Below are 24215 nucleotides of genomic sequence, written 5' to 3' on the forward strand. Positions count from 1 at the left end.
GGGCGTATGACGAACAGCAACGCCGGCAAGGACCGCGAAACGACCGGGTTTCAGGAGCAGGCGGCGTACGACGAATCGATTGACCTGCGGACCGATTTCATCATGGTCTACGGGCTCAACGACAGCACGCCGGAGCGCATTGCGCGGTGGCGCGAGGCCGGGTATCGCGTGCATCTGATGACCGGTATCTCCTGGGGCAACTATCAGGACTACCTGGATGGGCGGTGGGACGGCTCCGACCACTGGGCCGACGCGCAGGCCGCGGGCGACGGGTCGCCGATCCTGCACGGTCACAGCACCGACATCCCGTACATGGTCCCGACGTTCGGCTTCACCGAGTACCTGGTGCAGAAGCTCCGCCCGATCATCGAGCTCGGTGTCGAAGGCATCCATCTCGAAGAGCCGGAGTTCTGGGCCCGCGCCGGCTATTCGGAATCCTTCAAGCGGGAGTGGCAGGCGTACTTCGGTGAGCCGTGGCAGGCTCCGCACAGCACCGCCGAAGCGCACTTCCGCGCCGGGCAGCTCAAGCAGCACCTGCTGTCCCGCAGCCTCGACCGGGTCACCTCTGTGCTGCGCGACGAAGCCCTCCAGCAGGGTCGCGAGGTGCGCTTCTACGTCCCGACGCACAGCCTCCTGAACTACACCCAGTGGCAGATCATCAGCCCCGAATCACGGCTGCGGACGCTGCCCTCGATCGACGGCGCCATCGCCCAGGTGTGGACCGGGACCTCCCGCACCCCCAACGTGTACGCCGGGAAGGTCGCCGAGCGCACCTTCGAGACGGCGTACCTGGAGTACGGCATCGCGCAGGACCTCACCCGCGGCACCGACCGGCGGATGTGGTTCCTGCACGACCCGATCGAGGACCACCCGGACCGCACCTGGGAGGACTATCTGGCCAACTACCAGCGCACCCTCGTCGCGTCGCTGCTGCACCCGGGCGTCTCGCGGTACGAGGTGGCGCCGTGGCCCAACCGGATCTTCAACCGCCCGTACCTGCGCGAGGGATCCAGCGAGCGGCAGCCGATTCCGCCGGACACTGCCACCAGCTATCTGATCGCCATGAACAGCCTGCGCGACCTGGAACAGCCTGAGGTGCGCTGGGCCGGCGAAGGACCGCGGATCGGGATCGCGCTCTCGGACACCGCCATGTTCCAGCGCTGGGCGCCCGGCGGTGAGAGCGGACACTATGACGGCCTGCAGGACGCCCTGGCACTCGAAGGCCGCGAGCAGCTGCACTTCTCCGACTTCTACGGCCTGGCGTTGCCACCGCTGTACGACGGCCAGCGGGTCAGCCCGGTCCAGCTGGAGAACGTGATCGACACTCCTGATGCACTGGACGACGTCGACGTACTCGTCCTCAGCTACGAATTCCAGAAGCCGCTTGCCCCCAGCATCCATTACGCGCTGGCCGGATGGGTCAGCCGCGGCGGCAGCCTGCTGTACGTCGGCGACGGTGCCGACCCGTACCACGAGATCCGCTCGTGGTGGACCGGCCGCTACGACACCTGCGCCGACCACCTGGCCGAGGCGCTCGGCGCGGACCGCAAGGGCGACGGCGTGCAGCCGATCGGTCAGGGCCGGGTCCGGTTCCTTCCGACCCGGCCGGCCGACTTCACCGAATCACCGGAACGCGCCGCCGAGCTGGTCGCGGCGATCCGAGAGCTGGCCGAAGGCGGCGGCCACCCCTGGAAGTCCACCAACTGGCTGTCCGTGCAGCGCGGTCCGTACCTCGTCGGCGCCGTACTCGAGGAGGCCGGCGGCTCGCACGTTGTCGAGGGCAAGTACCTCGATCTGCTCGACCCACAACTAGGCATCGTCCGCCAGCGAGAGCTCGGCCCTGGCCAGCTCACCTGGCTCCGGGACCTCACCTACGACGATGAACCCCTCCTCGCAGCCGCCGGCCGCGTCATCAACTGGCAACAAGACAAAACCACCATCCACTTCACCTGCGAGGCCCCGAGCGGCGTCCAGGTAACCACCGCCCTACGCGTCCCCGCCGAGCCCACCACCGTCCAAGCCGACGGCACCGACCTGCCGTACGACGCCGAGGATGGCGTGCTGTGGCTCCGCCATCCCGGCATCCCCACCGGCACCCACATCGAAATCACGTTCTGAGGAGTTGTTCGTATGACTGCGTTGCGTGTCTTGTTTATCGGTGGGACTGGGATTATCAGCTCAGCGTGTTCGTGGCGGGCGGTTGGGGCGGGGCTTGAGCTCTCGGTTGTCAATCGTGGGAAGACCTCGGTCCGGCCACTGCCGCCGGAGGTGCGGCAGCTCACGGCTGATGTGAGTGATCCAGCGGCGTTCGCGGAGATTGCCGGTCAGGACTTCGATGTGGTGGTGGACTGGGTCGCGTTCACGCCGGATCAGGTGAAGGCTCGCACTGATGCGCTGCGCGGACATGTTGGCCAGTACGTGTTCATCAGCTCCGCCTCGGCGTACCAGACGCCTCCGGCCCGGCTGCCGATCACCGAGTCGACGCCGTTGCGGAACCCGTTCTGGCAGTACTCGCGCAACAAGATCGCCTGCGAGGACCTCCTGACCGCGCTGTACCGCGACGAGGGCTTCCCGGTCACGATCGTGCGGCCTTCACACACGTACGACCGCACCCTGGTCCCGTTCGACGGCGGCTGGACGATCGTCGAGCGCATGCGCCGCGGCCAACCCGTCGTGGTCCACGGTGACGGCACCTCGCTGTGGACGCTGACGCACCACAGCGACTTCGCCCGCGGATTCGTCCCGCTGCTCGGCCACCCGCGCACCCTCGGCGAGGCTTTCCAGATCACCTCCGACGACGTCCTGACCTGGGACCAGATCGCGCACGCACTCGCCGCCGCAGCAGGGACGACAGCGCAGATCCTCCACGTCCCTTCGGACGCCATCGCCGCCGTACACCCCGGGTGGGGCGACGGTCTCCTCGGCGACAAGGCCCACGCGGCGGTCTTCGACATGACCAAACTCCGCCGCGTGGTCCCGGACTTCGTCGCCACCATCCCGTTCGAAGCAGGAGCCCGCGAGATCGTCGCCTGGCATGACGAGGACCCGACCCGGCACCGCATCGACCACGCCATCGACGAAGCAATGGACACCCTCATCGCCCGCTACACGCCCTAGGAGTCAGCCGACGCTCGGGGTGTCGGCCGGGTAGTTGTCCACGGAGAGCTTCTGGCGGACCAGGCTGGAGTGGCCGCCGGACAGCTGATGCCGGAGGAACAGGTACGACTTGCCGACCTCGTACGGATTACCCATCACCTGACTGAACTGCGGGTTCGCCGTGTCGCCTTTCCAGCCGCGGTACTGGATGCGCGGATAGATCGCGATGTGGTTCGGCGGCGTACCGTCCTTGGCGAAGGTCAGGTATGAGCCGCTGACCTGCGCCTTCCACACCGCGACGGCCGAGTACCAGCACGCGTTGCCGTGATCGTCGGGGTCGGTGCTGTCGTCGCATCCGCCGGGGATCGGATCGAGGCGGGTCCGCCCTGTTCCGCCAGGTGTAGGTCAACCGGGCGGACAGAGCACGCCCGACGTGCCCTCCGGCAGCTCGCCGTACGTCGCAGAGTTCTGGCGCGGGACCCAGCCGAGGTCCCGCGCCACCGTACCAGGACCGAACGGGCTGGTCGCGTTGGCCGAGATGCCGGCGAAGACGCCGTACCGCAGATCGGCCGTCAGCGCTGCCAGCACCAGCGAGCGCAAGTCGTCTGTGCCGATCCAGGTCCGGGCATAGCCGGCGTTCGGCGGCACGGGCCGGCAACCACCGAGCCTCAGGCACACCACCGACGTCGAACTTCCGTATGCGGTCGCCGCCGCGGCCGCCTCGGCGAAGGCCTTGCTCGCGCCGTACCGGCAGCACGGCAGTGGAGCACTCTGCGGATCGATCGGTTCTCGGACCGCCCGCTGGAGGTAGCCGCCGAGCGCGTGCACCGAGCTGGCCACGACGACCCGCGACACGTGGGCCGCCGCGGCGGCATCCAGCACCGCGGCAGTCGTCGCGATGTTTGCCGGCAGCAACTGATCCCAGGCCGCGTCGGGCCGCGGATTGCCGGCCAGATGAAGGACGGCATCAGCACCTGCCACTGCTGCGGCGGCAACGTCCGGGTCGCCGAGATCGGCAAGGAGGGTCTCGCCCCAGCCGGCAGCTGGACGCCGGTCGACCACCCGGATGGCATGCTCGACCAGGGCGGGGCGCAACAGAGTTCCGACGCCGCCAGAAGCGCCGGTGACGACGAGTTTCACCAGTTTGTAACGGAGCCGTCTGGGCGGTGGAGGCGGGGGATGGTGGCTGTCTCGGGCGGCTTTGCCTGGGACAGGTCCGCGGTGATGCCGAGGCCCGGTGCGTCGGACGCGGTCAAGCGGCCTGGCTCGGCCACGATCGTGGAGGTGAAGGCACCCAGCGGCGCGGTGGCGCGGTGGGCCTGCTCCTGCACGCTCACGTTCGGCAGCGCGGTGTTGAACTGCGTCGACGCCGCCGTACAGAGCGCGCCGATCGAGTTGTGCAGCGCCAACTGCACGTGGTGCGTCTCGCACAGCGCCGCGATCTTGCGCCCCTCGGTGAGCCCGGTGTGGCCGAGGTCGATCCGGGCGTGGTCGATCAGCTCGTCCTCGACCAGCTGCCGGAACTCCCACTTCGTGCAGAGCTGCTCCCCCGCCGCGATCGGTACGCCGACCCGGCTCCGGAGCGACTTGTACGCCGACAGGTGCTCACTGCGCAGCGGGTCCTCGACGAAGAACGGCCGCAACGGTTCGAGCTCGCGGCACAGCTGCACCGCCTCGGCCAGGTCGAGCCGGGTGTGTACGTCGATCAGCAGCTCGACGTCCTCCCCGAGTCCGGCCCGCAACTCCCGCATCAGCTCGACCGACCAGCGCACCGCGCGACGCGCGTCGTACTCCGGCTCCTGCGGGTCCCACGCCGTCAGCCGCAGATGCTTCCACCCTTGACCCGCCAGGTCGGAGGCATGGTTGAGTACGTCGTCCATCGACCCACCACGCACGTGTGCGTACGCCGGAACGTAGTCCCGCGACCGCCCGCCGAGCAGCTCGTGCACCGGTACGCCGAGCGACTGCCCACGGATGTCCCACAGCGCGATGTCGATCCCGGCCAGCACCGATGCGTGGTGGCGGTCGGAGGGGAAGAACACCGACCGGAACCCCAGCTGCCAGATGTGCTCGATCCTGGTCGCGTCGACCCCGACGAGCAGCGGGCGCAGGTCCTCCACCAAGCCTGCCGCGGCCCGCTCGCGGCCGCGCATACCCACCTCACCGAGGCCGGTCAGACCGTTGTCGGTCCTGACCACTGCCACCAATGCCGGCCAGTCGTCGGCGGCCGGCAACGCCACCAGGTCGATCTCCTCGATCTTCATACCCTCACCCCATCACAGCACCTCTCCAGGGACGCGACGGCGGTCCCTTGACACCGGCATCGACCGCGAACAGGCACCCGCTGCCAGGCGCCGGATCGTCCAGGCCCAGCGAGGCGGTGGTGATCACCAGAGTGCTGCCCTGGAAGCAGACTGCGGTCGGTCTCGGCACCGGCAACTCGATCGTCGCCAGGAGCTCACCGGTCGGGGCGTATCGACGTACCTCGCTCGCGTCCCACACCGCCACCCAGACGCATCCGTTGTCATCCAGCGCCAGCCCGTCCGGGTTGCCGCCGGTGACCTCGACGACCGTACGCCGTTCGCCGAGCCCGGCACCGTGGACGGCGATCGCCTCCAACCGCCGATGCGGCAGCGTGTCCACGAAGTACACGGTCTCGCCGTCCGGGGTGAAGTCGATGCCGTTGGCAACCGTCAGTCCGGACAGCGCCGTACTGACCGAGCCGTCGGGGTCGAGGCGGAAGAGGGCGGCATGCGGATCGCGGGGAATCGCCTGCGAGCCGGCCCAGAAGCTGCCGTCCGGGTGGCAGCACCCGTCATTCATCTGATCCTGGCCGGACGTCAGCCCGCTGACCAGCGGCGTGACAGTGCCATCCTCACCGAGATGCGCGAACCCGTCCTGCACCGCGAGCGCCCACCCGCCACCATCCTCGTCCACCGGTACGGCGACGCCGACGCGCGAGCCGATGTCGTACTCCCGCACCACCGTGAGCGAACCGCCCTCCAGGCGTCCCCGATGAACCCGGCCGGCCAGGATGTCCACCCAGATCAGTTCGCCCGTGCGCGGATCCAGCCGAGGCGACTCGCCTTGCACGTACGCCGCCGACGAGATCCGGTCAGCTCTTGACCGCACCGGCGATGCCTTCCACGAAGGTGCGCTGCAGGAACAGGAACACCACCACGATCGGCAGTACACCGATACAAGCGGCCGCGGCCAGACCGGTCCAGTCGGTCGTGTCCTGTCCGTAGAAGCCGTACATGCCGACGCCGAGCGTGCGCAGTTCCGGGTTGCCGAGGGTGAAGACGAGCGGGATGAAGAAGGCGTTCCAGGCACCGATGAAGTTCATCAGCGCGACCGTCCCGACCACCGGCTTCGCCAGCGGCAGCATCACCTTCCAGTACGTGCGCAGGTAACCCGCGCCATCCATCCGCGCCGCCTCCTCCAGCTCCTTGGGGATGCCACTGAAGAAGCCCATGAACAGCAGCACGGGTACGACGAGGGCAGGCCCGGCCTGCGCCAGCGCCGCCCCGAGCAGGCCGTTGCCCAGTCCGATCCCGTTCACCAGCAGGAACGTCGGGATGATCGTGTAGCCGTGCGGGATGAACATGGTCGCGATCAGTACGCCGACCATCACCTTCTTGCCGGGCAGGCCGGGCCTGGCCAACGCGTAGCCCGCGGTGGACGCGACCAGCAGCACCAGGATCACCACGGCGATCGAGTACGTGATCGTGTTCGCGGTGTAGGTACCGAACTTCGCGGTCGTCCAGGCCCGCTTGAAGTTGTCCAGCGTGGCCTCGTCGGGCAGCAGCGACAGCCCGCCGAGGAGCATCTCGCGGGGCGTCTTGAACGCGGCCGAGACCATCCACACGAACGGATAGATCCAGACCAGGCACAGCGGCACCAGCACCACGTGCCAGATGTTGCGCCGGGCAATCAGCCGCCAGCGGCCGGTCATGTCGCACTCCCACTCATCCGGCGCTTCAGGAAAGGTGTCTGCAGCAACGTCACGACCAGGGTGAGCACGCCGAAGGTCACTCCCGCCGCCGACGCGAACCCGTACCGGGGTGCTTGCAACTGTGGATCGAACGCATACCGGTAGATATAGGTCGGTACGACGTCAGTGGCGTAGTCCGGCCCGCCCTCGGTCACCGCCCGGACCAGGTCGAACGTGCTCAGGCTGCGCTGGAACACCAGCAACAGGATCACGATCGCGATCGGCGTCACCACCGGCAGGGTGACGAACCGCAGCGACCGCCAGAAGCCGGCGCCGTCGATCGCCGCCGCCTCCTGCAGGTCTTTCGGCACCGTCTGCAGCGCCGCGAGCCAATAGATCAAGGTGATGCCGAAGCCTTTCCACACGTCGATCGACATCAGCGTCGGCAGCGCGGTCGACGTGGATCCGAGGAAGTTCACCGGCTGATCGATCAGGCCGGTGTCCAGCAGCACCTGGTTCACCAGGCCGCCGGCCGGGTCGAGCAGGATCGCGATCACGATCCCGATCACCGCGGTGGTCGCGACCACGGGGAGGAACAGCACCAACCGGTAGAGGTTGCGGAACCGCAGCCAGGTGTTGTTCAGCAGGATCGCCATCACCAGCGCCAGCGGCATCTCGACGAAGATCGCGGCCATCGAGAACAGCAGCGAGTGCCAGAACGCCCGCCAGAACGCGGCCGAGCCCAGCACCTCGGAGAAGTTCGAGAGCCCGACCCACGCGGTCGGCGTACCGACACCGTCCCAGTCGAAGAACGCGTACACCCAACTGGCGATCAGCGGCCAGATCGTGAAGCCGCCGAACAGCAGCACCGTCGGCACCAGGAACAGGTAGCTCCACAGGTGCTTGCGGAACCGGCCCGGCCCGCGGCGCGGGCGCCCGGTGCGCCCGCGCCGGACCGGGGCCTGGTCGAGCTTTCGCTCGACGGTCTCGGTCGTCGTCATCGCGTCAGCCTCCCGGCGTGTAGTCCTTCAAGGGATCCCAGGTCGCGAAGGTCAGATCCTTGGCCGATCCCTGCTGGCCCTTGGCCTTCAGGCTCGCGGTCGTCTGGTCCAGGAAGGCCTGCAGGTTCTGGTCCAGCTTCGCGGCGGCCGGCGCGAACGGCTGGTTCTTGATGATCGAGCTGAACGCCGCGTCAGTGTGCTTCAGGTCCGGCTTGGCCGCCAGCGCGGCGAGCACCGCGGTGCCGCCCGGGGTGGCCAGCTTCGGGCTCGGCACCCGGCGCATCCCGTCGGCGGCGACCTTCAGGATCGCGGCCTGGTCGGGGTTCTTCTCCGCCTCGGCCTTCCACGCACTCTCCAGCGCGGTCAGTGTGCCGAACTTCTCGTAGTACGCCTTGTGGAAGGACTCCGACGAGAGGAAGTCCATCACCTTCCAGGCCTCGTCCTTGTGCTCGGACTTCGACGACATCGACCACAGCGGGCTGAAGGACTGCGAGATCGGCTGGTAGGCGCCCCGTCCGGCGTCCGGCACCGGGATCCCGGTGACGCCCATCTTGATCTCCGGCGACAGCTTGCGGATCTCGGCCACGTGCCACGGGGCCGACGGGTACATCGCGAGTCGGCCGGCCGCGAACTCCTTGAACGCGCGGCTGCCGTCCCAGCTCTCCCAGCCGGGCATCATCACCTTGTTCGCCTGCATCCGGCGATTCAGCTCGACCGCTTCGACCAGACCGGGGCTGGAGGTGGCGGGCTTGCCGGTGCGGAAGTCGATCCCGGTCGCGGGCACCGAGTACGGCACCGCGGTGCCGGCCAGCATCTCGACGCCGACCGCCTTCGCGGCGGTGGGGGCATAACCGAAGTACTTGCCCTTGCCGTCGGTGGTGACCTTGGTGGCCATCTTCTCCAAGTCGGACCAGGTCTTCGGCGGTCCGTCGAAACCGGACTTCTTCAGCAGGTCCTCGTTGTAGATGAAGACCCGCAGGGTCGACCACTGCCCCCAGACCAGCGGCAGGCTCATCAGCTTGCCGTCGCGGTGCAGGCCCGAGGTGGCCGGGTCCATGCTTCCGGCCGGGAAGCGCTTGAGGAAGTCCGGGGTGACGAACTCGTCCAGCGGGGCGACCCAGCCCCGGGCTGCCATCCGGTCCATGCCGTCGTCCTGGGCCCGGAAGACGTCGGGCGCGTTGCCCTGCTGGAACATCAGCTCGACCGCGTTCAGCTGCTGGTCGGACGGGTTCTCCAGCACCTTCACCGCGATCCCGGGATTGGCCTTCTCGAACTCGTCGAACTGCTGGCGGTAGAACTCACTGGCTCCCGGTGGATCGGGGACCAGGGCAACGGTCACGGTGACCTTGCCGGTGGCGTTGCCGGCGTCCGGGCTGCCGCCGACGAGGTTGCACCCCGACAAGGCGAGCGCCACCGCGCCGACGAGCACGGTGAGGGCAGGGCGGATCTTCATGATCGGCTCCGTTGGTCGTGGCGCACAGGCGCCGGAATCTGGTGATCGGTGGGTCCGTGATGACCCAGCTGGGAGTTGATGGCATCGGCTGCCTCCACCAGCAGGCGGGACAGCTCCTGCTCGCGAGTGGGCAGGTCGACCACGCTCGACGGACCGGACAACGACAGGGCGGCGACCACCTGACCGGTGCGGTCGCGCAGCGGCGCCGCCAGGCACGCCCTGCTGAGCGACAGTTCCTCGGTCTCGGTGGCGTACCCCTGCCAGACGGCCTCGTCGATCGCGGCGTCCAGTACGTCGTGCTCGGTGATGGTGCGGGGCGTGTAGCGCTCGAGCTCGCCGAGCAGCTCACGTCGTACGGCGGGTGGCAGGCTGATCAACAGGCACTTGCCGAGCGCCGTGGCGTGCAACGGGTTGCGCCGCCCGGTCAGGGCGAACGAACGCGGTGCGAGCCGGCCCTCGAAGTTGCACAGGTAGAACGCCTCGTCGCCACGGCGGACCGCGACGTTGGCGCCGAGCCCGGTGCTCGCCGCGAGGGACTGGGCCGGTTGCCGGGCGGCGTGGTGGACGGGGTGACCGTTCACCGCGACGCCGGCCAGGGTGATCAGGTCGGCACCCAGGCGGTAGAGGCCGTCGGTGTCGCGCTCGACGAAGTCCGCCTGCTCGAGGGTGCTGAGCAGCCGGGACGCGGTCGACTGACGCAGGCCGGCCAGCTTGGCGACCTCGGTGACGCGCAGCGCGCTGGTTCGCGCGAACGCCCGAAGGACGGCCACGGCGCGCTCGACGCTCTGGTTCGTCCCTGCCTCGTGACCCACCCTGCGACTCCTGACCTGGGAAAGATGGACGACCTCATCCACTATGTGGCAGCCTTACGCACATGATGGATCTCGTCAAGCATGGATCGGATGTCGAATGCTGAACGTCGAGGAGAAGACCATGCCGCCTATGCGGCCCACCGTTGAAGGACTGGTGCCGATCCTGGCGACGCCGTTCCAGCCCGACGGCAGCCTCGATCTGCCGGGGCTGCGCCGGCTGACGGAGTTCCAACTGGCCGGCGGCGTGCGGGCGGTCGCCGTACTGGGCATGGCGAGTGAGGCCTTCGCCCTCACCACGGCCGAGCGCCGGATCGTGACGACGACGGTGGCGAAGATCGTCCACGGTGTGGTGCCACTGGTCGCGGGAGTAGCAGCGACCTCGACGGTCACGGCGGTCGAGCAGGCGACAGAGGCAGCGGCGGCCGGAGCCGACGTGGTGATGGTGCTTCCGCCGTACATGGTGGCGCCGAGTCCGGCCCAGCTGCCCGAGTTCTACGCCGCGGTCGGTGCGGTCGGCCCGGAAGTGATGGTGCAGGACGCGCCGGGAGCCACCGGCGTCGCGATGTCGCCGCAGCAGATCGCGGAGCTGAGCAGGCTCCCCGGAGTGACCTCGGTGAAGGTGGAGGCTCCGCCGACCGCGCCGAAGGTGGCCGCGGTGGTGGACCGGATCGACGAGCCCGGCTTCGTCGTGATGGGCGGCCAGAACGCGCAGTTCCTGCTCGACGAACTGGCCGCCGGCGCTGTCGGCACGATGCCCGCGTGTGAGGTGCCGGATCTGCTCGCGCCGATCTTCACCGACTGGTACGCCGGCCGCCACGACGACGCCCGAGCCAGGTTCGAGCAGCTGCTTCCGCTGCTCGTGTTCGGATTGCAGCCGGGGATCGCCTGGGCCGTGCACAAGGAGGTGCTGGTACGGCGTGGCCTGATCGAGAGCGCGTTCGTCCGTACTCCGGCGCGCGACCTGGACAGCCGCACCCGGGCCGGTCTGACTGCGATACTCGACCGGCTGGGCCTTCCGGCCACCCCCGCGCTGACGAGGATCCCCTGATGCCGACGATCACCGAGGTCGAGGTCTTCCCGCTCGTCCTCTCCGAGCCGGACTCGCCGCCGCGCGGCTACTCCACCAAGCCACCTTGGCCGAGCATCTACGCCTCCTCGCGGGAGGCACTGCTGGTCAAGCTGACCGCCGACGACGGCTCGGTCGGCTGGGGCGAAGCGCTGGCGCCGGTCTCCCCGGAGGTGCCGGCCAAGCTCATCGAGCTGCTACTCAAGCCGGCTCTTCTCGGTGCCGACCCGACCCGAGTCCGCCCACTGGTCAACTCGCTGCGGTCCCTGATGAGGGAGCGCGGCCACCTCGGCGGTCACCAAGGAGACGCGGTCGCCGCAATCGACGTCGCCCTGTGGGACCTGGCCGGCAGGATCGGCGGGCTTCCCGTGCACCAACTGCTCGGTGGCGCCCAGCGCGACGTCGTACCGACGTACGTGTCCGGGCTCCCGGGCAAGAAGGACAGCGAGCGGGTCGCTCAGGCACGGGACTGGGTGGCCGAGGGCGTCCGCCAGGTGAAGGTCGGGCTCGGGTACGGCGTACGCAACGACCTCGCGACGGTGGAAGCACTGCGGTCGGTGCACGACGACCTCTTGGTCGCTGTCGACATCCACGGTGTCTACAGCGTGGCGGACGCGATCCGGTTGGGGCGTGGCCTGGATCAGCTGGGTGGCTGGTTCCTGGAGGCGCCGGTCGGCTTCGAAGACATCGCGGGGCACGCAGAAGTTGCCCGACGCATCGATACGCCGGTGGCGATCGGCGAGAGCCTGCGACACCGGCAGGAGTTCCGCCCTTGGTTGCAGGCCGGTGCTGCCTCGATCCTGCAGCCCGACGCGGGACGCACCGGCATCACCGAGCTGGTGGACCTCGCGGCGGTCGCGGACACCTGGTTCACGCCGTTGGCGCCGCATCATTCCTCCGGACTCGGCGTCATCCTGACCGCGAGCATCCACGCGGCTGCCGCGGTCGGGAACCTGCTGGCCTACGAGTTCCACCCCACCCTGTTCGGCCCGGTGAACCGGGTCCTGGTCACCCCGATCGAGCCCGGCCCGCTCGGGTTCGCCGTACCGACTGGGCCGGGCCTCGGGATCGAGGTCGACGAGGACGCCGTCCGCGCGGCGTGTATCGCATGAGCCCCGCGACCCGGCGTGCCCTGGTCATCGGGGCCACCACCCCGATCGGTACGGCGATCGTCGCCGCGCTGGTCGCGGACGGCTACCGGGTCGCGGGGGCCTCCCTGGAGGACGAGAAGGTCGAGGGTCTGGAGCTTCACCTGGCCGCGGACTGCTCGGATCCGGACACCGCGGCCGGGGTGGTCGACCAGGTCGCGGCGGAGTTCGGCGGCCTCGACGTACTGGTGGCTGCCGCGGGGCGGATGCCACTCCAGCCTGCGCACCGGACCTCGGACGCGCAATGGGTCGACGCACTGTCGAACACGCTGGACACGTTCTTCTTCCCGGTGCGAGCGGCCCTGCCATACCTGTTCGAGAGCGACTCGGCCGGCATCGTGGCGGTCTCCTCGGTCAACACCCTGGTCGCGGCTCCGTGGGCAGCGGCGTACACAGCGGCCAAGGGCGGAGTGGACGCCCTGGTCCGGCAACTGGCCGTCGACTACGGCATCCGGGGTGTCCGAGTCAATGCCGTCGCGCCTGGAATGGTTGGTGGAGCCAATCTTCCCGATGCTGCGGCCGGCTACCTGATCGGTCGCACGATCCTCCCGTCAGAGGTTGCGGACGCGGTCGTGTTTCTGGCCGGTCCGCGGGCCAGTGCCATCACTGGTGTGGTGCTGCCGGTCGATGGTGGTCTGTCAGTCGTCTCGCCCGCCGCAGTCGGGCGCGCCGATCTACGCGCCCGCTTGGCCTCGGAGGAGTAGCCGACATGCCCGAGGTGGAGCTGACTGGCCGTGCCGGGCCGCTGTACCGCCTGCTCGATTGGCCGCTGCGGTTGGCGTTGCTGACCCTGCTGTGGCTGCTGGGGGTTGCCGCCGGGTTGGTGATCGCCGGAGTGGCTCCGGCCACGCTCGCGGCCCATCAGGTTGCGGTGGCCTATCTGGACGACACCGAGGTACACCCCTGGTCGCGCTTCTGGTCGGCTTGGCGACAGTGGCTGGGCCGCGGTCAACTGATGCTCGGGTTGCCCTTGGCCACTGTCTTTGTCCTGGCGTTCTATCTGGTGGCGGCCCGGCAGACAGTCTGGGCTGTCCCGGTTTCAGTCGTCGTACTCGGCTACCTGGTGACGGTCTGGCTGCTGCCGGCCGTTGCGGCCTCGGCCGGTCAGCGCCCGGTGAAGGAGGTGTGGCTACTCACGATGCACCTCACCTGGCGTAGGCCCGGCCTACCGCTGGCGGTAGGCGCCACACTCGTCGTACTGATTGCTTGTGCCTGGTACGTCGTACCTGGCGCACTGGTGCTCGCACCGGCAACGGCTGCGGCTGTTGCCGTCTGGGTCGTCCGCCGGGTCAGCTCACCGCGGCCGACGCGTGATAGCCAAGCCCCGACGAGATCTGGTCCGCCTGCTCGATGACCTGCGTGGCCAGTGACTCCTCGCGCGCCGGCAGGTCCATCGCCGACAGCGGGCCGGAGACCGACAGGGCCGCGACGATCGCACCGGTCCGGTCCCGGATCGGCGCGGCCAGGCAGGCCCGACCGAAAGCGAGCTCCTCCAGCTCGGTCGCGTAGCCGCGCTCCCGAACCTCGCGGAGGATCCGCTCCAGCTCGTCGTGGTCGGTCACCGTGTGCGGGGTGTAGCGGGCCAGATTCTCGCCGACGAGCTCCTCCCACTCCGGCCGCGGCATCTCACTGATCAGCGCCTTGCCCATCGCGGTCGAGTGGAGCGGACCGCCTCGGCCGACCAGGGTCGACGAACGTCCGGCCGCACGGCCTTCGAAGTGGCAGAGGTAGAAGAGCTCGGAACCACGACGCTCGGCCACATTCGCACCCAGGCCGAGATCGGCCGCCAGGTTCTGCGCGACCTGGCGGGACTGCTGGTGCACCGGCATCTCGTTCAGCCCGATGCCTGCGAGCGTGATCACCCGCGGCCCGATGCCGTACAGCCCGCTGCGCTGGTCGTAGGCCAGGAAGCCCAGCGCCACCAGCGCTCCGACCAACCGGGAGACCGTGGACTGCCCCAGCCCGGTCGCTTCGACCAGCTCGGAGACGCGCCGTTGCGGGTGCGCCTCGGTGAACTCCGACAGCAGTGAGAGCGCGCGCTCGACACTCTGCGTCCCTGGTCCGGCTTCCCGGCCGATCGCTCGTGCCACGAGTTCACCCTCTCCCTAAAATGTGGTTGCCTCATCCGCATCGTAGATGCCCCCAGTCTCCCGCTCCAGTCAACCCGCGGCCAATCCAGGTCAGAAGTGGTCCAAGCGGGGCTGGCTGCGGTCTTCGGTGGCTACCAGTACGTCGATGAGCATTTCCTGTAGTCGCAGGCGCTCGGATGCGTGGTCAGGGTTGTCCCAGAGGTTGTTCAGTTCTTGGGGGTCGGCCGCCAGGTCGTAGAGCTCGCCGGTTCGGTCGCGGTCCGTGGCGGGCAGGCCGTGGTAAACGACGAGCTTCCATCGGCCGGTGCGCAGCATGGTCGTGTGTACGGCGGGGTCGTACGGGTGGCCGCTGTTGCGGTACTCGCAGAGTGCCCAGCCACGAGAGAGCGCGTCCTGCTCGCCACGAGCCAGCGGCAGCAGGCTCGTGCCTTGACCGCGGGGTAGCGGCGAAGCACCGGCTGCTTCCAGGAACGTCGGCGCCAGGTCGATCCACTGCACCAGCTCGGATCGCCGCTCTCCCGCCGGCAGTACCCCCGGCCACCGCACGATCAGGGGGACGCGTACGGCGCAGTCGTACATCATCGGGCCCTTGAGCATCAGCTGGTGATCGCCGAGCATCTCGCCGTGGTCACTGGTGAACACCACGATGGTGTCGTCCGCCAGGCCTTCCGCCTCGAGCGCCGCCAGGATCCGGCCGACCTCGTCGTCCACCAGGCTGACCATCGCCCAGTACGCCGCCTTGACCTGCTGCAGCTCGTCCGCGCTGTACGAGAGGTAGCCGCGCGCGTGACCGCCGTACGACTCCTTCGACGCCTCGGTCAGGATCGGCGGCTTCCCGTCCAGCTCATCGTCTCGCGTCACCGGTCGCGGCAGCTCGTCCGGCTGGTAGCGCTCGAGGTACTCCTTCGGCGCACCGAAACCGTGGTGTGGGTCGAAGAAGTTGGCGACGAAGCAGAACGGCTTCGACCGGTCCCGCGACGACTGAAGGAAGTCGATCGTCTCGTTGCCGATCCACCGGCTGTAGTGCGCCTCGGTCGGCAGGTTGTCGAACCCGGATCTGCCGGGTGTCTGCGCTTCGGCGTACAGGTCCGGGAAGGCTGTTTTCAGCCAGCGGTGGTATTGGTTCTCCGACGAGCCCGGGTACGGATCGTGCGCCCATCGGAAGACGCGGAACCCGTCGTCGTGCCGCGGCTCCAGCCGGCCGCCCTTGCAGGCCGACAGGTGCAGCTTGCCGACGAGTCCGCAGTCATAGCCGTCGTCCGCGAGCGCCTTGGTGAAGAACTGCTCGTGGTCGGGCAGCTGGACGCCGTTGGCCCACAGACCGTGGGCGTGCGGATATCTCGAGGTCATCAGCGATGCGCGCGACGGCGAGCAGACCGGGTTCTGGACGTAGCAGTTCTCGAACAGGACGCCGTCGCCGGCCAGCCGGTCCAGGTTCGGGGTCCGCACATGCTCGTTGCCGTAGGCCCCGATCGTGTCGTAGCGCTGCTGGTCCGTGCAGATCAGCAGGATGTTCGGCAGGTCGGTTCGGGTGCTGGGAAGGGTCATGACTTGATGGCTCCTGCGATTCCCTCGACGAAGTAGCGTTGGAGTACGACGAACAGCACGACCACCGGCAGCAGCGAGATGGATGCGGCCGCGGCCATGCCGGACCAGTCGGTCGAATTCTCGCCGACGAACGCGAGCATGCCGACACTCAACGTCCGCAGGTCCGGCCGCGAGAACGTGAACACCAGCGGCAGGAAGAACGCGTTCCAGGTGCCCAGGAACGTGAGCAGCGTGACGGTGGCGGTGACCGGATTGGCCAGCGGTAGCATGATCCGCCCGAAGATGCTGAGGAACCCGGCGCCATCGATGACGGCGGACTCCTCGAGCTCGCGGGGCAGCTGCCGGAAGTAGCCGAGGTACAGCAGCACCGACGCCACGTGGGCGCCGCCGGACAGTGCCAGTACCATCCCGGTCAGGGAGTTGAGCAGCCCGAGTCGCTGGGAGACCTCGACCACCGGGATGATCGTGTATCCGGTCGGCACGAACAGCGTGGCGATCAGGATGCCCATCACGATCTTCCGGCCGAAGAACTGGTGCCTGGCCAGGACGTAGCCCGCCATCGCACACCGCAGGACGACCAGCACCACGGTCGTCACCGTGACCACGACGGTGTTGACCAGGTACCTGCCGAACCCGGCGTCACCCCAGGCCCGGCCGTAGTTGCCCCATTCGGCGTGCTTCGGCAGCAGTGACAGGCCGGAGGTGAACACCTCGAGCGGGTCCTTCAGCGACGCACCGAGCATCCACAGGAACGGGTAGATCCAGAGCAGCCCGCCGATTCCGATCACGACGGCCGCTCCCCACCAGGGCAGCCTGCGCAGGATCCGGCCGGAACTCCACCGGTTGCCGCGCCCGCGGCCGGCAAGGACGTCCGTCATCGCTCACTCCTCGCTTTCCTGGCAGCCCGGATCCCGACCAGTTGCAGTACGCCGATCAGCCCGACGAACAACCCGAACACCACGGCAGCGGCCGAGGCGAAGCCCAACTGGGGAACGGTGGCCGCGAACGCCCAGCGGTAGATGTAGATCTCCACCACCTCGGTGGCGTAGAACGGGCCGCCGTTGGTCATCGTGAGCATCAGGTCGAAGATCTTCAGGGTGCTCTCCAGTGTCAGCAACGTGATGATCACCGCGAACGGCTTCAGCAGGGGCAGCGTTACGTGCCGGAGCAGCCCCCACGGTCCGGCGCCGTCGATGGCGGCGGCCTCATAGACCTCGTCGGGCACCGTCTGCAGCGCCGCGAGCCAGTAGATCAGCGTGACGCCGAACCACTTCCAGATGTAGACCCCGACCACCGTCCACAACGCCGCCTTCGGGTCGCCCAGGAAGTTGATGCCGTCAGCAACGACACCGAGCTTGCGCAGTACGACGTTCACCGGACCGGAGGCGGGGTCGAAGACGAACTGCATCACCACGCCGACGATCGCGGTCGTGGTCACCACCGGCAGGAAGAACGCCGTCCGGAACAACGTCCGCAGCGGCAGCTTCGGCGAGTTGAGCACCAGCGCCAGCAACAACGTCAGCAGGACCTTCACCGGCACCACCGCCACCATGAACAGCACGGTGATCTTGAACGAGTTCCAGAACAGTGGGTCGGCGACCACCGCGCGGTAATTCGCCAGTCCCACCCAGGTCTTCGCGGCGTCGAAGCCGTTCCACTCGACGAACGAGTACCAGTAGCTCGCGACGACCGGATAGACGGTGTAGACGCCGTACAGGACGATGGTCGGGGTGAGGAACAGCCACACCCAGAGCCGGTTACGGCCCAGTCGCGGACCTCTGCCGTTCATCGAGGTGCGGCGCGCCGAGCCGCTGCGGCGTTCCGGCGGCGCGTCGGGGACAACGGTGACAGCCACAGGTTCTTCCCATCCTCACGACGTCTTGTACTTGTCCCGGCCGTAGTCCTGACCAGGGGTCCAGTTGTCGAACGCCCAGTCGCCGGCCGCGACCTTGACTCCCTTGGCCGCGACCGCCTTCACGGCTCGCTCGCGCTCCGCGGTCAGCTTGCGGTCGAGGTCCGTGAGCGCCTTGCGGGCATCCGGCAACTGACCGCTCAGCACGCCCTGGACGATCGAACCCAGGTCCGGCTGGACCTGCTTCATCTCCGCGACCACCTCGCTGATCCCCGGATTGCGGACCTCGGGTGCGGGCCGCAACTTGATCTGACGGGCGAAGATCGCTGCCGCCGTCTTGTACGTCGGGTGGACGTTCGCCTTGTCCACCAGGGACAGATCGACCGGCATCCCGTCCATCTGCTCGGTCTCGGCGAGCATGACCTCCTTGGTGGTGAACAACTTCAGCAACTCCGCGGCCACCTCGGGCTGCTTGGACGTGGCCGCGAAGCAGTAGTCGCCGGCCTTCGGCGGGTTGTAGACGAAGATCGGCCGGCCGGCTTCGGCCGACGGCATCGAGGTGACGCCGACCTTGTCCACGAACGGTTTGAACTGATCCTTGACCACTCCGATGTTCCACGGGCCGTCAAAGAACAGGCCGGCCACTCCGGTCGACCAGCGGGCCCGCGCCGTCCGGGCGTCCAGCGACGACGACGCCGGGAAGAGCAGGCCGTCCTTCTTCAGCGAGACGAGGAACTCGATGGCATGCACATACGGGTCCGTGGCGTAGGAGTATTCGCCGGTGCGGGGGTCGGTGGCGCCGGAGCCACCGGCCGCCATGGCCAGATCGGAGACGTGCTCCCCCATCCGCTCCGCGAACTGCAACGGCGCGATCCAGCCGGAGACGCCGTCGCCGCCGGCCGACTCCATCTTGGCGGCCGCCGCCCGGAACTCGTCCCAGGTGGCCAGGTCGCGGTCCGGGTCCAGCCCGGCCTTCTCGGCGAGTTCCACGTTGTACCAGGTCAGCGTTCCGTACTGCCGGAAACTCACCATCGGCAGCGAGTAGAGCTTGTCGTCGAAGTGCGTGAAGCCGTTCAGGAACGCGTCCTGCGGCATCGCGGCGAGGTCTTCCTTGGTGAGCTGGATGGGAGCGATCCAGCCGTCCTTGCGTAACCGGGCCTGCGGCAACTTCACACCGGCCGTGGTGAAGATGTCCGGAAGTTGCTTGCTCCCGAACGCCAACTGCAGCGCCTGGCCCTGCTGGTTGGGGTTGTAGACGGTGTATTCCACCGCGGTCCCGGACGATTTCTGGAAATCCGCGAACAGCTTCTTGTGCAGGTCCTCCCGGGGCTGGAAGTGGTCCCACACGCGCAGCGACTTCGCGCCGGCGGCCTGACCACCGCTCGGGGCGGTGCTGCAGGCACTCGCGGCGAGCGCGCCGAGCACGCCGCCGGCGGATGCGCCGAGGAACCTTCGTCTGCTGATCATGAGTCCTCCTCGAGGAGCGGTCGCGGTACAACGTTGTACCAAGAAACTGCGCCAGATGTACAGAGTTTGGTGGGGAATCCGCTGCCGTATGCGGGTCGGGGCGATCTAACGTTGTATCGTTCGGTGCGACGATCCAGCGTGATGGAGGTGCCGATGGCAGCGACACTGAGCGATGTCGCGGCGCGCGCCGGCGTCTCGATCAAGACGGTGTCGAACGTCGTCAACGGCACCGGCCGGGTGGGAGCCGAGACCAGGGACCGGGTCGAGCGGGTCATCGAGGAGCTCGGCTACCGTCCCAACGTCTCGGCCCGGAATCTGCGCCACGGCAGGTCAGGCGTGATCGCGCTCGCCGTACCGGAGATCGGGAACCCGTACTTCGCGGAGCTGGCCGAGCTGGTCGTGAAGGCCGCCGAGGGCTACGGCTGGACCGTGCTGATCGATCAGACCGATGCCGACCCGGATCGCGAACGCCTTGTCCTGCAAGGGATCCGGTCGCATCTGATCGACGGACTGCTGTTCGTGCCTGGCCGGCTGAGCGCTGACGACTTCGCCGCCCGGACGGACACCACGCCGATGGTCCTGCTCGGTGAGCGGCTGACGAGAGTCGCGGACCGGGTGGCCATCGACAGCTACGCGGCGGCCCGCGCCGCCACCGAACACCTGATCGACCTCGGCCGGACCCGGATCGCCGCCATCGGCGCCACCGCCAGCGGTGATGCCGTCTCCCGCGGCCGGTACGAGGGGTACCACGACGCCCTCGTCGCCGCCGGTCACCGGCCGTCGGCGAGGCTCGTGGTGCCGCAGCGACGCTGGCGCCATGAGAGCGGCGTGGAGGCAGTCGGTCGCCTGCTCGCCCTGAGCCGGCCACCCGACGCGCTGTTCTGCTCGAACGACCTGCTGGCCCACGGTGCGCTCCGAGCGCTGCACGACCACGGCGTGCGGGTGCCGGACGACATCGCGGTGGTCGGCATCGACGACATCGCCGAGAGCCGGTTCAGCCGGCCCAGCCTCACCTCCGTCGCGCCCGACAAGCGGCACATCGCCGAAACCGCGGTCGGCCTGCTCGCCGACCGCCTGAAGGGGAGCTTCTCGTCCGCACCCCGTGAGTTCATCGCCGGGTTCCACCTCGAGGTCCGGGAGAGCACCGAAGGATGACTGCCCCGACGCCCAGAGACATCGTCCTGGTGATGACAGACCAGCAGCGAGCGGACCTCACGGCGCGGGAAGGATTCCCCAGCGACTGCACTCCCACCCTCGACAGCCTGGCCACCAGTGGCCGCTGGTTCGACCGCGCCTACACCACGACACCGCTCTGCGTCCCCGCCCGCATCAGTCTCCTCACCGGCCGGTTTCCCAGTGCACACGGAGTTCTCGGCAACACCGGGTACGACGATCCGGCCCGCGGCGACGACCTCATCGACGTACTGAGCGCCGCCGGATTCCGGACTGCGCTCGTAGGCAAGAACCACTCTCACTTGACGCCCGAGCGGCTCGATCACTGGATCGAGTTCAGCCATTTCGGTCGCGTGCCACCGACCGCCGCGACGGGCAGCGACCGCGAGTTCGACGACTGGTTGCGCGCTCATCCTGGTACGACGACAACCCCCAGCCCGTTCCCGCTCGAGCACCAGCTGCCGGCTCGTATCGTCGACGAGGCGATCAGCTGGCTGGACACCGCCGGTCCGGACGACCGTTCGTTCCTCTGGTTGTCGATTCCCGAACCGCACGTTCCCTATCAGGTGCCCGAGCCGTACTTCTCCACGTACGGACCCGACACAGTGCCGCCCGCGGCGACGACCTCCGACGTCCTGGCAGAACGCGACTTCAGTTGGCGCTACGCGGGCCAGCTCGCCGAGCAGAGCGGTGAGGCCGAGCCGGACGTCCTGGCCCGGGCCCGCGCGAACTACGTCGGCATGCTCCGGCTCGTCGACGACCAACTGGCGAGGCTCGTGGCCCACCTCGAGCGGACCGGCCGGCTCGCGACCACGCTGTTCGTGCACCTGGCCGATCACGGCGACTTCGCCGGCGAGTACGGCCTGATGCGCAAGGGCCCCGGACTTCCCGAAGTACTCGCCCGGATCCCGATGGTGTTCCACGGTCCGGGTGTCCACCCGGATCCGCGTCCCAGCTCCGCTCACGTGTCGATCTCCGACGTCTTGCCGACGATCTGCGAGCTCATCGGCACGCCCGTCCCCTCCGGCGTCCAAGGACGCAGCCTCGTTCCGCTCCTGCGCGATCCGGATCAGACGAGCGACTTCTCGAGCGTGTACGTCGAGCAGGGGTACGGACCGCCGTACCGCGAGGAAGACCTCGGCGATCGGACCCCTGGAGTACGACGGGGACCAGACGGGCGGGTGGCGATCGACACCGTCAACGAGGTGACCCAAGCCGGCGTACGCCGGATGATCCGGTCCGACCGGTGGAAGCTGCTGTCCCTGGCGGATGGCACGATCCAGCTCTTCGACCTGTCGACCGATCCGTTCGAACTCAACGATCTGGCAGGTCGCCCGGAGCACGCAGCGACCTGCCAGAAGCTTCACAGCGAACTGGAGTCTTGGCTCGCATCACGCGACGTTCGCGCGTGACCGACGCTTCGACTTCCAGGCGTTCGCGCCCAGAGCAACGATGCCGACGACCAGCCCCGAGCCGATGCCGATCATCAAGGCGATGCCGGTGGTGTACCCACGCAATGCGAGGTCCTGCCAGCCTGCGCTGAAGTGGCCGGCGAAAGCGACCGCGCCGGCGGGCGGGTTGTGGCCGAGCGAGGGCCCGACGTTCCACAGCACTTGGTGGACAAGCACCAGCGACAGCGCGTAGAGGACGCCGACCATCAGGAAGTCCAGGAACGGGCGACGACTCCTGCGTACGACCGCCACGACCAGCCAGACCGCGAACGGCACCAAGGCGAGGAAGTAGTAGAACAACGAGCCTTCCGGTTCGACGATGCCCAGGTCCTCCAGGACCGTCCGCGGCACCGCGAGCGCGACCAGCAGAAGCATCAGCCACGTCGGCAGATCCGTGGCCGGGAAGCGCCGGCTGACGTGATGCTGATTCATGATCCTCCTCCTTTCCGGTGGGCGACGCGGGACCGCGTCGCATCCATCCAAGAGTCGGTTGAACCACCGTGCTCCCGCATCGGCTCGGCGGCGGCACCCGATGTACGCCCGAGGACGTACACCGAAGGCAACTGCCCCTCCGGGAGGGCTACTTCACGCCACGACAGGCGCGGTCGTGGTCAGCTCGATGATCGAGTAGGAGCTTGGTGGCAGGACCAGGGCAAGGTCGTCGTCCAGCTTGACCTCGTCCGACCGCGGAGCGACGCGGTCCGGCTCGGCCAGGCTGTTGCGGTCCAGCGGATCCTCCGTGTGCAGTTGACGGACTCGCACCACGGTGGTCGCGAGCGGCTGTCCTAGCTCGACGGACAGGCGCACGGACTGGTGGCGATCCCGGTTGACCACTGACAACCACACAGTCGTTTCGCCTCGATCCGTCGAGGCGCTCACGTCGACGGCCGGCAGTTCGATCGCCGTACGTTCGAGCGATTCACCGGCGACGTTCGAACAGCTGGTGTCGCCGGCAAGCGAGATCCCACCGCTGTACCGGCGCTGCATCCACAGGGGCCAGTAGACGGTCTCGCGAACCAACTGGTCGTCGGTGACAACCAGAGCTCCCACGACGTTGATGGTCTGGGCGAAGTTCGCCAACGTGACGCTGCCGGCCTGCCGCTGCATGACGTTGAGGAACGATCCGACCGCCAGCGCGTCGACCGTTCGGTAGCGCGTGTCGGTCGGGCGCCATTTCGGACTCATCTCGAACCGGGTCGCGTCCGCGCAGTTCCACTCGGTGAAGGCCAACTCCGGCTTCGGCGTACCGGGCTTCTCCCGCGACACCAGGTCCACGAGTCCCTGGATCGCGACGATCGCGCTCTCCGTGCGGTACGGACCGCTGAGGACACGCTCGTAGTCCCCGCCGTCAGCGTCCGGATCGAACGGCCAGTACGTGTGCAGCGTCAGGTAGTCGATGTGATCCCACGCCTCACGCAGCAGAGCGAGGTTCCAGTCGAGTGCCTGCGAGGGCTCGAAGCAGCCGATCGCGAGCACCTTCAGCTCCGGGTCCAGACGCTTGATCGCCTTGGCCCATTCGCGGCAGCGTACGGCGTTCTCCTGCGGACCCACCTGTCCGAGCTCCCACGCCCCCCACTCCTCATTGCCGATCTGCCAGTAGCGCACACCGAAAGGCTCGTCGTACCCATGCGAGCGTCGCAGGTTGGCCCACACCGAGTCGCCGGTGCCGTTGCAGTACTCGACCCAGGCGAGCGCCTCGCGCAGAGACCCGGTCCCGGTCGTCAGGTTGATCTGCGGCTCGGCACCGATCCGGCGGCAGTACGCGACGAACTCCGCCGTACCGAAGCCGTTGCCGACGTCGTACCCGAAGTGCCAGTCGACCGTCCGCGCGCGCTGCTCGCTCGGACCGACCCCGCGCTCCCACTCGTACGACGTCCCGGTGCACCCACCCGGCCAGCGGACGACAGGCGCCCCGAGCTCGCTGATCGCGTCGACGACGGACCGTCGCAAACCCGACTCGTCCGCGTCAGGATGACCGGGATTGTGCAGGGCCTCGTCGGCCACCCAGCGACGGCGGGACAGGAACTGCCCGTAGATCTCCGGCCGGATCGTCCCGTTGACAGTTCCCCGCAGCTTGAACGTCGCTGGCATCACCGGCGGCAGTCCTTTCGTCGACTTATCTCT

23 protein-coding genes are annotated in these 24215 nt (G+C 68.3%); 8 read left to right on the forward strand and 15 right to left on the reverse strand.

The features are described 5' to 3' along the window. Positions 1-6 precede the first annotated feature (6 nt). Both OG817_RS26375 and OG817_RS26380 read left to right on the forward strand, forming a co-directional pair. Positions 7-2118 (forward strand): hypothetical protein, encoded by a 2112-nt coding sequence (locus tag OG817_RS26375; protein ID WP_406047305.1) that lies wholly within the window; start codon positions 7-9, stop codon positions 2116-2118. A gap of 12 nt (positions 2119-2130) precedes the next feature. After that, positions 2131-3117, forward strand: coding sequence for an NAD-dependent epimerase/dehydratase family protein (locus tag OG817_RS26380; protein WP_406047306.1), 987 nt, complete (start codon positions 2131-2133; stop codon positions 3115-3117). Between the two features lie 3 nt (positions 3118-3120). Here the strand turns inward: OG817_RS26380 and OG817_RS26385 are convergent, their stop codons facing one another. From OG817_RS26385 to OG817_RS26420, 8 genes are all read right to left on the reverse strand, one after another. Further along, on the reverse strand, positions 3121-3390 hold the full coding sequence (locus tag OG817_RS26385; protein WP_406047307.1) for a hypothetical protein: 270 nt from the start codon (positions 3388-3390) through the stop codon (positions 3121-3123). Between the two features lie 111 nt (positions 3391-3501). Further along, on the reverse strand, positions 3502-4236 hold the full coding sequence (locus OG817_RS26390; RefSeq protein ID WP_406047308.1) for an NAD-dependent epimerase/dehydratase family protein: 735 nt from the start codon (positions 4234-4236) through the stop codon (positions 3502-3504). Further along, positions 4233-5360 carry a mandelate racemase/muconate lactonizing enzyme family protein gene (locus tag OG817_RS26395; RefSeq protein ID WP_396395261.1) on the reverse strand — a complete coding sequence of 376 codons (1128 nt, stop codon included), beginning with the start codon at positions 5358-5360 and terminating at the stop codon, positions 4233-4235. Before OG817_RS26395 ends, OG817_RS26390 begins: the two co-directional genes overlap by 4 nt. 4 nt (positions 5361-5364) lie before the next feature. Next, on the reverse strand, positions 5365-6228 hold the full coding sequence (locus OG817_RS26400; RefSeq protein ID WP_406047309.1) for an SMP-30/gluconolactonase/LRE family protein: 864 nt from the start codon (positions 6226-6228) through the stop codon (positions 5365-5367). Further along, the gene (locus tag OG817_RS26405; RefSeq protein WP_406047310.1) at positions 6212-7051 is read right to left on the reverse strand and encodes a carbohydrate ABC transporter permease; all 840 of its coding nucleotides are present in this window, start codon (positions 7049-7051) and stop codon (positions 6212-6214) included. Before OG817_RS26405 ends, OG817_RS26400 begins: the two co-directional genes overlap by 17 nt. Continuing rightward, positions 7048-8031 (reverse strand): carbohydrate ABC transporter permease, encoded by a 984-nt coding sequence (locus OG817_RS26410; protein WP_406047311.1) that lies wholly within the window; start codon positions 8029-8031, stop codon positions 7048-7050. The genes OG817_RS26405 and OG817_RS26410 overlap by 4 nt, the downstream gene beginning before the upstream one ends. Before the next feature lie 4 nt (positions 8032-8035). Continuing rightward, positions 8036-9484 (reverse strand): ABC transporter substrate-binding protein, encoded by a 1449-nt coding sequence (locus OG817_RS26415; protein ID WP_406047312.1) that lies wholly within the window; start codon positions 9482-9484, stop codon positions 8036-8038. Continuing rightward, entirely contained in the window at positions 9481-10296 is an 816-nt protein-coding gene (locus OG817_RS26420) for an IclR family transcriptional regulator (RefSeq protein WP_406047313.1), read from the reverse strand. The genes OG817_RS26415 and OG817_RS26420 overlap by 4 nt, the downstream gene beginning before the upstream one ends. 130 nt (positions 10297-10426) lie before the next feature. Here OG817_RS26420 and OG817_RS26425 point away from each other — a divergent pair, with 130 nt between their 5' ends. Genes OG817_RS26425 through OG817_RS26440 form a run of 4 tightly spaced genes read left to right on the forward strand, consistent with a single transcriptional unit; the run spans position 10427 to position 13864 of the window. After that, a complete protein-coding gene (locus OG817_RS26425) occupies positions 10427-11344 on the forward strand; it encodes a dihydrodipicolinate synthase family protein (RefSeq protein ID WP_406047314.1) in 918 nt (305 codons plus the stop codon). Further along, positions 11344-12474 carry a mandelate racemase/muconate lactonizing enzyme family protein gene (locus tag OG817_RS26430; RefSeq protein ID WP_406047315.1) on the forward strand — a complete coding sequence of 377 codons (1131 nt, stop codon included), beginning with the start codon at positions 11344-11346 and terminating at the stop codon, positions 12472-12474. Before OG817_RS26425 ends, OG817_RS26430 begins: the two co-directional genes overlap by 1 nt. Next, complete coding sequence (locus OG817_RS26435) at positions 12471-13214, forward strand: SDR family NAD(P)-dependent oxidoreductase (RefSeq protein WP_406047316.1); 744 nt, start codon at positions 12471-12473, stop codon at positions 13212-13214. Before OG817_RS26430 ends, OG817_RS26435 begins: the two co-directional genes overlap by 4 nt. 5 nt (positions 13215-13219) lie before the next feature. Further along, entirely contained in the window at positions 13220-13864 is a 645-nt protein-coding gene (locus OG817_RS26440; RefSeq protein ID WP_406047318.1) for a DUF624 domain-containing protein, read from the forward strand. Here OG817_RS26440 and OG817_RS26445 read toward each other — a convergent pair. The 5 genes from OG817_RS26445 to OG817_RS26465 all read right to left on the reverse strand — a co-directional run bounded on the left by OG817_RS26445 (position 13800) and on the right by OG817_RS26465 (position 19467). Further along, positions 13800-14600, reverse strand: coding sequence for an IclR family transcriptional regulator (locus tag OG817_RS26445; RefSeq protein ID WP_360441118.1), 801 nt, complete (start codon positions 14598-14600; stop codon positions 13800-13802). The two genes, OG817_RS26440 and OG817_RS26445, sit on opposite strands and share 65 nt — an antisense overlap. A gap of 90 nt (positions 14601-14690) precedes the next feature. Next, the gene (locus OG817_RS26450) at positions 14691-16148 is read right to left on the reverse strand and encodes a sulfatase-like hydrolase/transferase (RefSeq protein WP_406047319.1); all 1458 of its coding nucleotides are present in this window, start codon (positions 16146-16148) and stop codon (positions 14691-14693) included. Continuing rightward, positions 16145-17026 carry a carbohydrate ABC transporter permease gene (locus tag OG817_RS26455; protein WP_360441112.1) on the reverse strand — a complete coding sequence of 294 codons (882 nt, stop codon included), beginning with the start codon at positions 17024-17026 and terminating at the stop codon, positions 16145-16147. The genes OG817_RS26450 and OG817_RS26455 overlap by 4 nt, the downstream gene beginning before the upstream one ends. Beyond that, positions 17023-18003: a carbohydrate ABC transporter permease gene (locus OG817_RS26460; RefSeq protein ID WP_396395247.1), complete on the reverse strand. Its 981-nt coding sequence runs from the start codon at positions 18001-18003 to the stop codon at positions 17023-17025. The genes OG817_RS26455 and OG817_RS26460 overlap by 4 nt, the downstream gene beginning before the upstream one ends. Before the next feature lie 15 nt (positions 18004-18018). Further along, positions 18019-19467: an ABC transporter substrate-binding protein gene (locus OG817_RS26465; RefSeq protein ID WP_406047320.1), complete on the reverse strand. Its 1449-nt coding sequence runs from the start codon at positions 19465-19467 to the stop codon at positions 18019-18021. Positions 19468-19620: 153 nt separating this feature from the next. Here OG817_RS26465 and OG817_RS26470 point away from each other — a divergent pair, with 153 nt between their 5' ends. Continuing rightward, a complete protein-coding gene (locus OG817_RS26470) occupies positions 19621-20622 on the forward strand; it encodes a LacI family DNA-binding transcriptional regulator (RefSeq protein WP_360441103.1) in 1002 nt (333 codons plus the stop codon). Next, on the forward strand, positions 20619-22052 hold the full coding sequence (locus OG817_RS26475; RefSeq protein ID WP_406047321.1) for a sulfatase: 1434 nt from the start codon (positions 20619-20621) through the stop codon (positions 22050-22052). Before OG817_RS26470 ends, OG817_RS26475 begins: the two co-directional genes overlap by 4 nt. Here OG817_RS26475 and OG817_RS26480 read toward each other — a convergent pair. Further along, positions 22032-22523, reverse strand: coding sequence for a hypothetical protein (locus OG817_RS26480; protein ID WP_406047322.1), 492 nt, complete (start codon positions 22521-22523; stop codon positions 22032-22034). The genes OG817_RS26475 and OG817_RS26480 overlap by 21 nt on opposite strands. A gap of 153 nt (positions 22524-22676) precedes the next feature. Beyond that, positions 22677-24182, reverse strand: coding sequence for an alpha-L-arabinofuranosidase C-terminal domain-containing protein (locus OG817_RS26485; protein WP_406047323.1), 1506 nt, complete (start codon positions 24180-24182; stop codon positions 22677-22679). Positions 24183-24215: the final 33 nt, after the last annotated feature.

This window comes from Kribbella sp. NBC_00889, assembly GCF_045207705.1.
GTDB lineage: Bacteria > Actinomycetota > Actinomycetes > Propionibacteriales > Kribbellaceae > Kribbella.

Bases quoted from the DNA above. Each gene is read 5' to 3' on its own strand.
- OG817_RS26380 (WP_406047306.1), top strand. From the start codon at position 2,131: ATGACTGCGTTGCGTGTCTTGTTTATCGGTGGGACTGGGATTATCAGC.
- OG817_RS26470 (WP_360441103.1), top strand. From the start codon at position 19,621: ATGGCAGCGACACTGAGCGATGTCGCGGCGCGCGCCGGCGTCTCGATC.
- OG817_RS26395 (WP_396395261.1), bottom strand. From the start codon at position 5,360: ATGAAGATCGAGGAGATCGACCTGGTGGCGTTGCCGGCCGCCGACGAC.
- OG817_RS26415 (WP_406047312.1), bottom strand. From the start codon at position 9,484: ATGAAGATCCGCCCTGCCCTCACCGTGCTCGTCGGCGCGGTGGCGCTC.
- OG817_RS26450 (WP_406047319.1), bottom strand. From the start codon at position 16,148: ATGACCCTTCCCAGCACCCGAACCGACCTGCCGAACATCCTGCTGATC.
- OG817_RS26480 (WP_406047322.1), bottom strand. From the start codon at position 22,523: ATGAATCAGCATCACGTCAGCCGGCGCTTCCCGGCCACGGATCTGCCG.
- OG817_RS26485 (WP_406047323.1), bottom strand. From the start codon at position 24,182: ATGCCAGCGACGTTCAAGCTGCGGGGAACTGTCAACGGGACGATCCGG.
- OG817_RS26440 (WP_406047318.1), top strand. From the start codon at position 13,220: ATGCCCGAGGTGGAGCTGACTGGCCGTGCCGGGCCGCTGTACCGCCTG.
- OG817_RS26455 (WP_360441112.1), bottom strand. From the start codon at position 17,026: ATGACGGACGTCCTTGCCGGCCGCGGGCGCGGCAACCGGTGGAGTTCC.
- OG817_RS26465 (WP_406047320.1), bottom strand. From the start codon at position 19,467: ATGATCAGCAGACGAAGGTTCCTCGGCGCATCCGCCGGCGGCGTGCTC.
- OG817_RS26410 (WP_406047311.1), bottom strand. From the start codon at position 8,031: ATGACGACGACCGAGACCGTCGAGCGAAAGCTCGACCAGGCCCCGGTC.
- OG817_RS26405 (WP_406047310.1), bottom strand. From the start codon at position 7,051: ATGACCGGCCGCTGGCGGCTGATTGCCCGGCGCAACATCTGGCACGTG.
- OG817_RS26425 (WP_406047314.1), top strand. From the start codon at position 10,427: ATGCGGCCCACCGTTGAAGGACTGGTGCCGATCCTGGCGACGCCGTTC.
- OG817_RS26435 (WP_406047316.1), top strand. From the start codon at position 12,471: ATGAGCCCCGCGACCCGGCGTGCCCTGGTCATCGGGGCCACCACCCCG.
- OG817_RS26475 (WP_406047321.1), top strand. From the start codon at position 20,619: ATGACTGCCCCGACGCCCAGAGACATCGTCCTGGTGATGACAGACCAG.
- OG817_RS26430 (WP_406047315.1), top strand. From the start codon at position 11,344: ATGCCGACGATCACCGAGGTCGAGGTCTTCCCGCTCGTCCTCTCCGAG.
- OG817_RS26375 (WP_406047305.1), top strand. From the start codon at position 7: ATGACGAACAGCAACGCCGGCAAGGACCGCGAAACGACCGGGTTTCAG.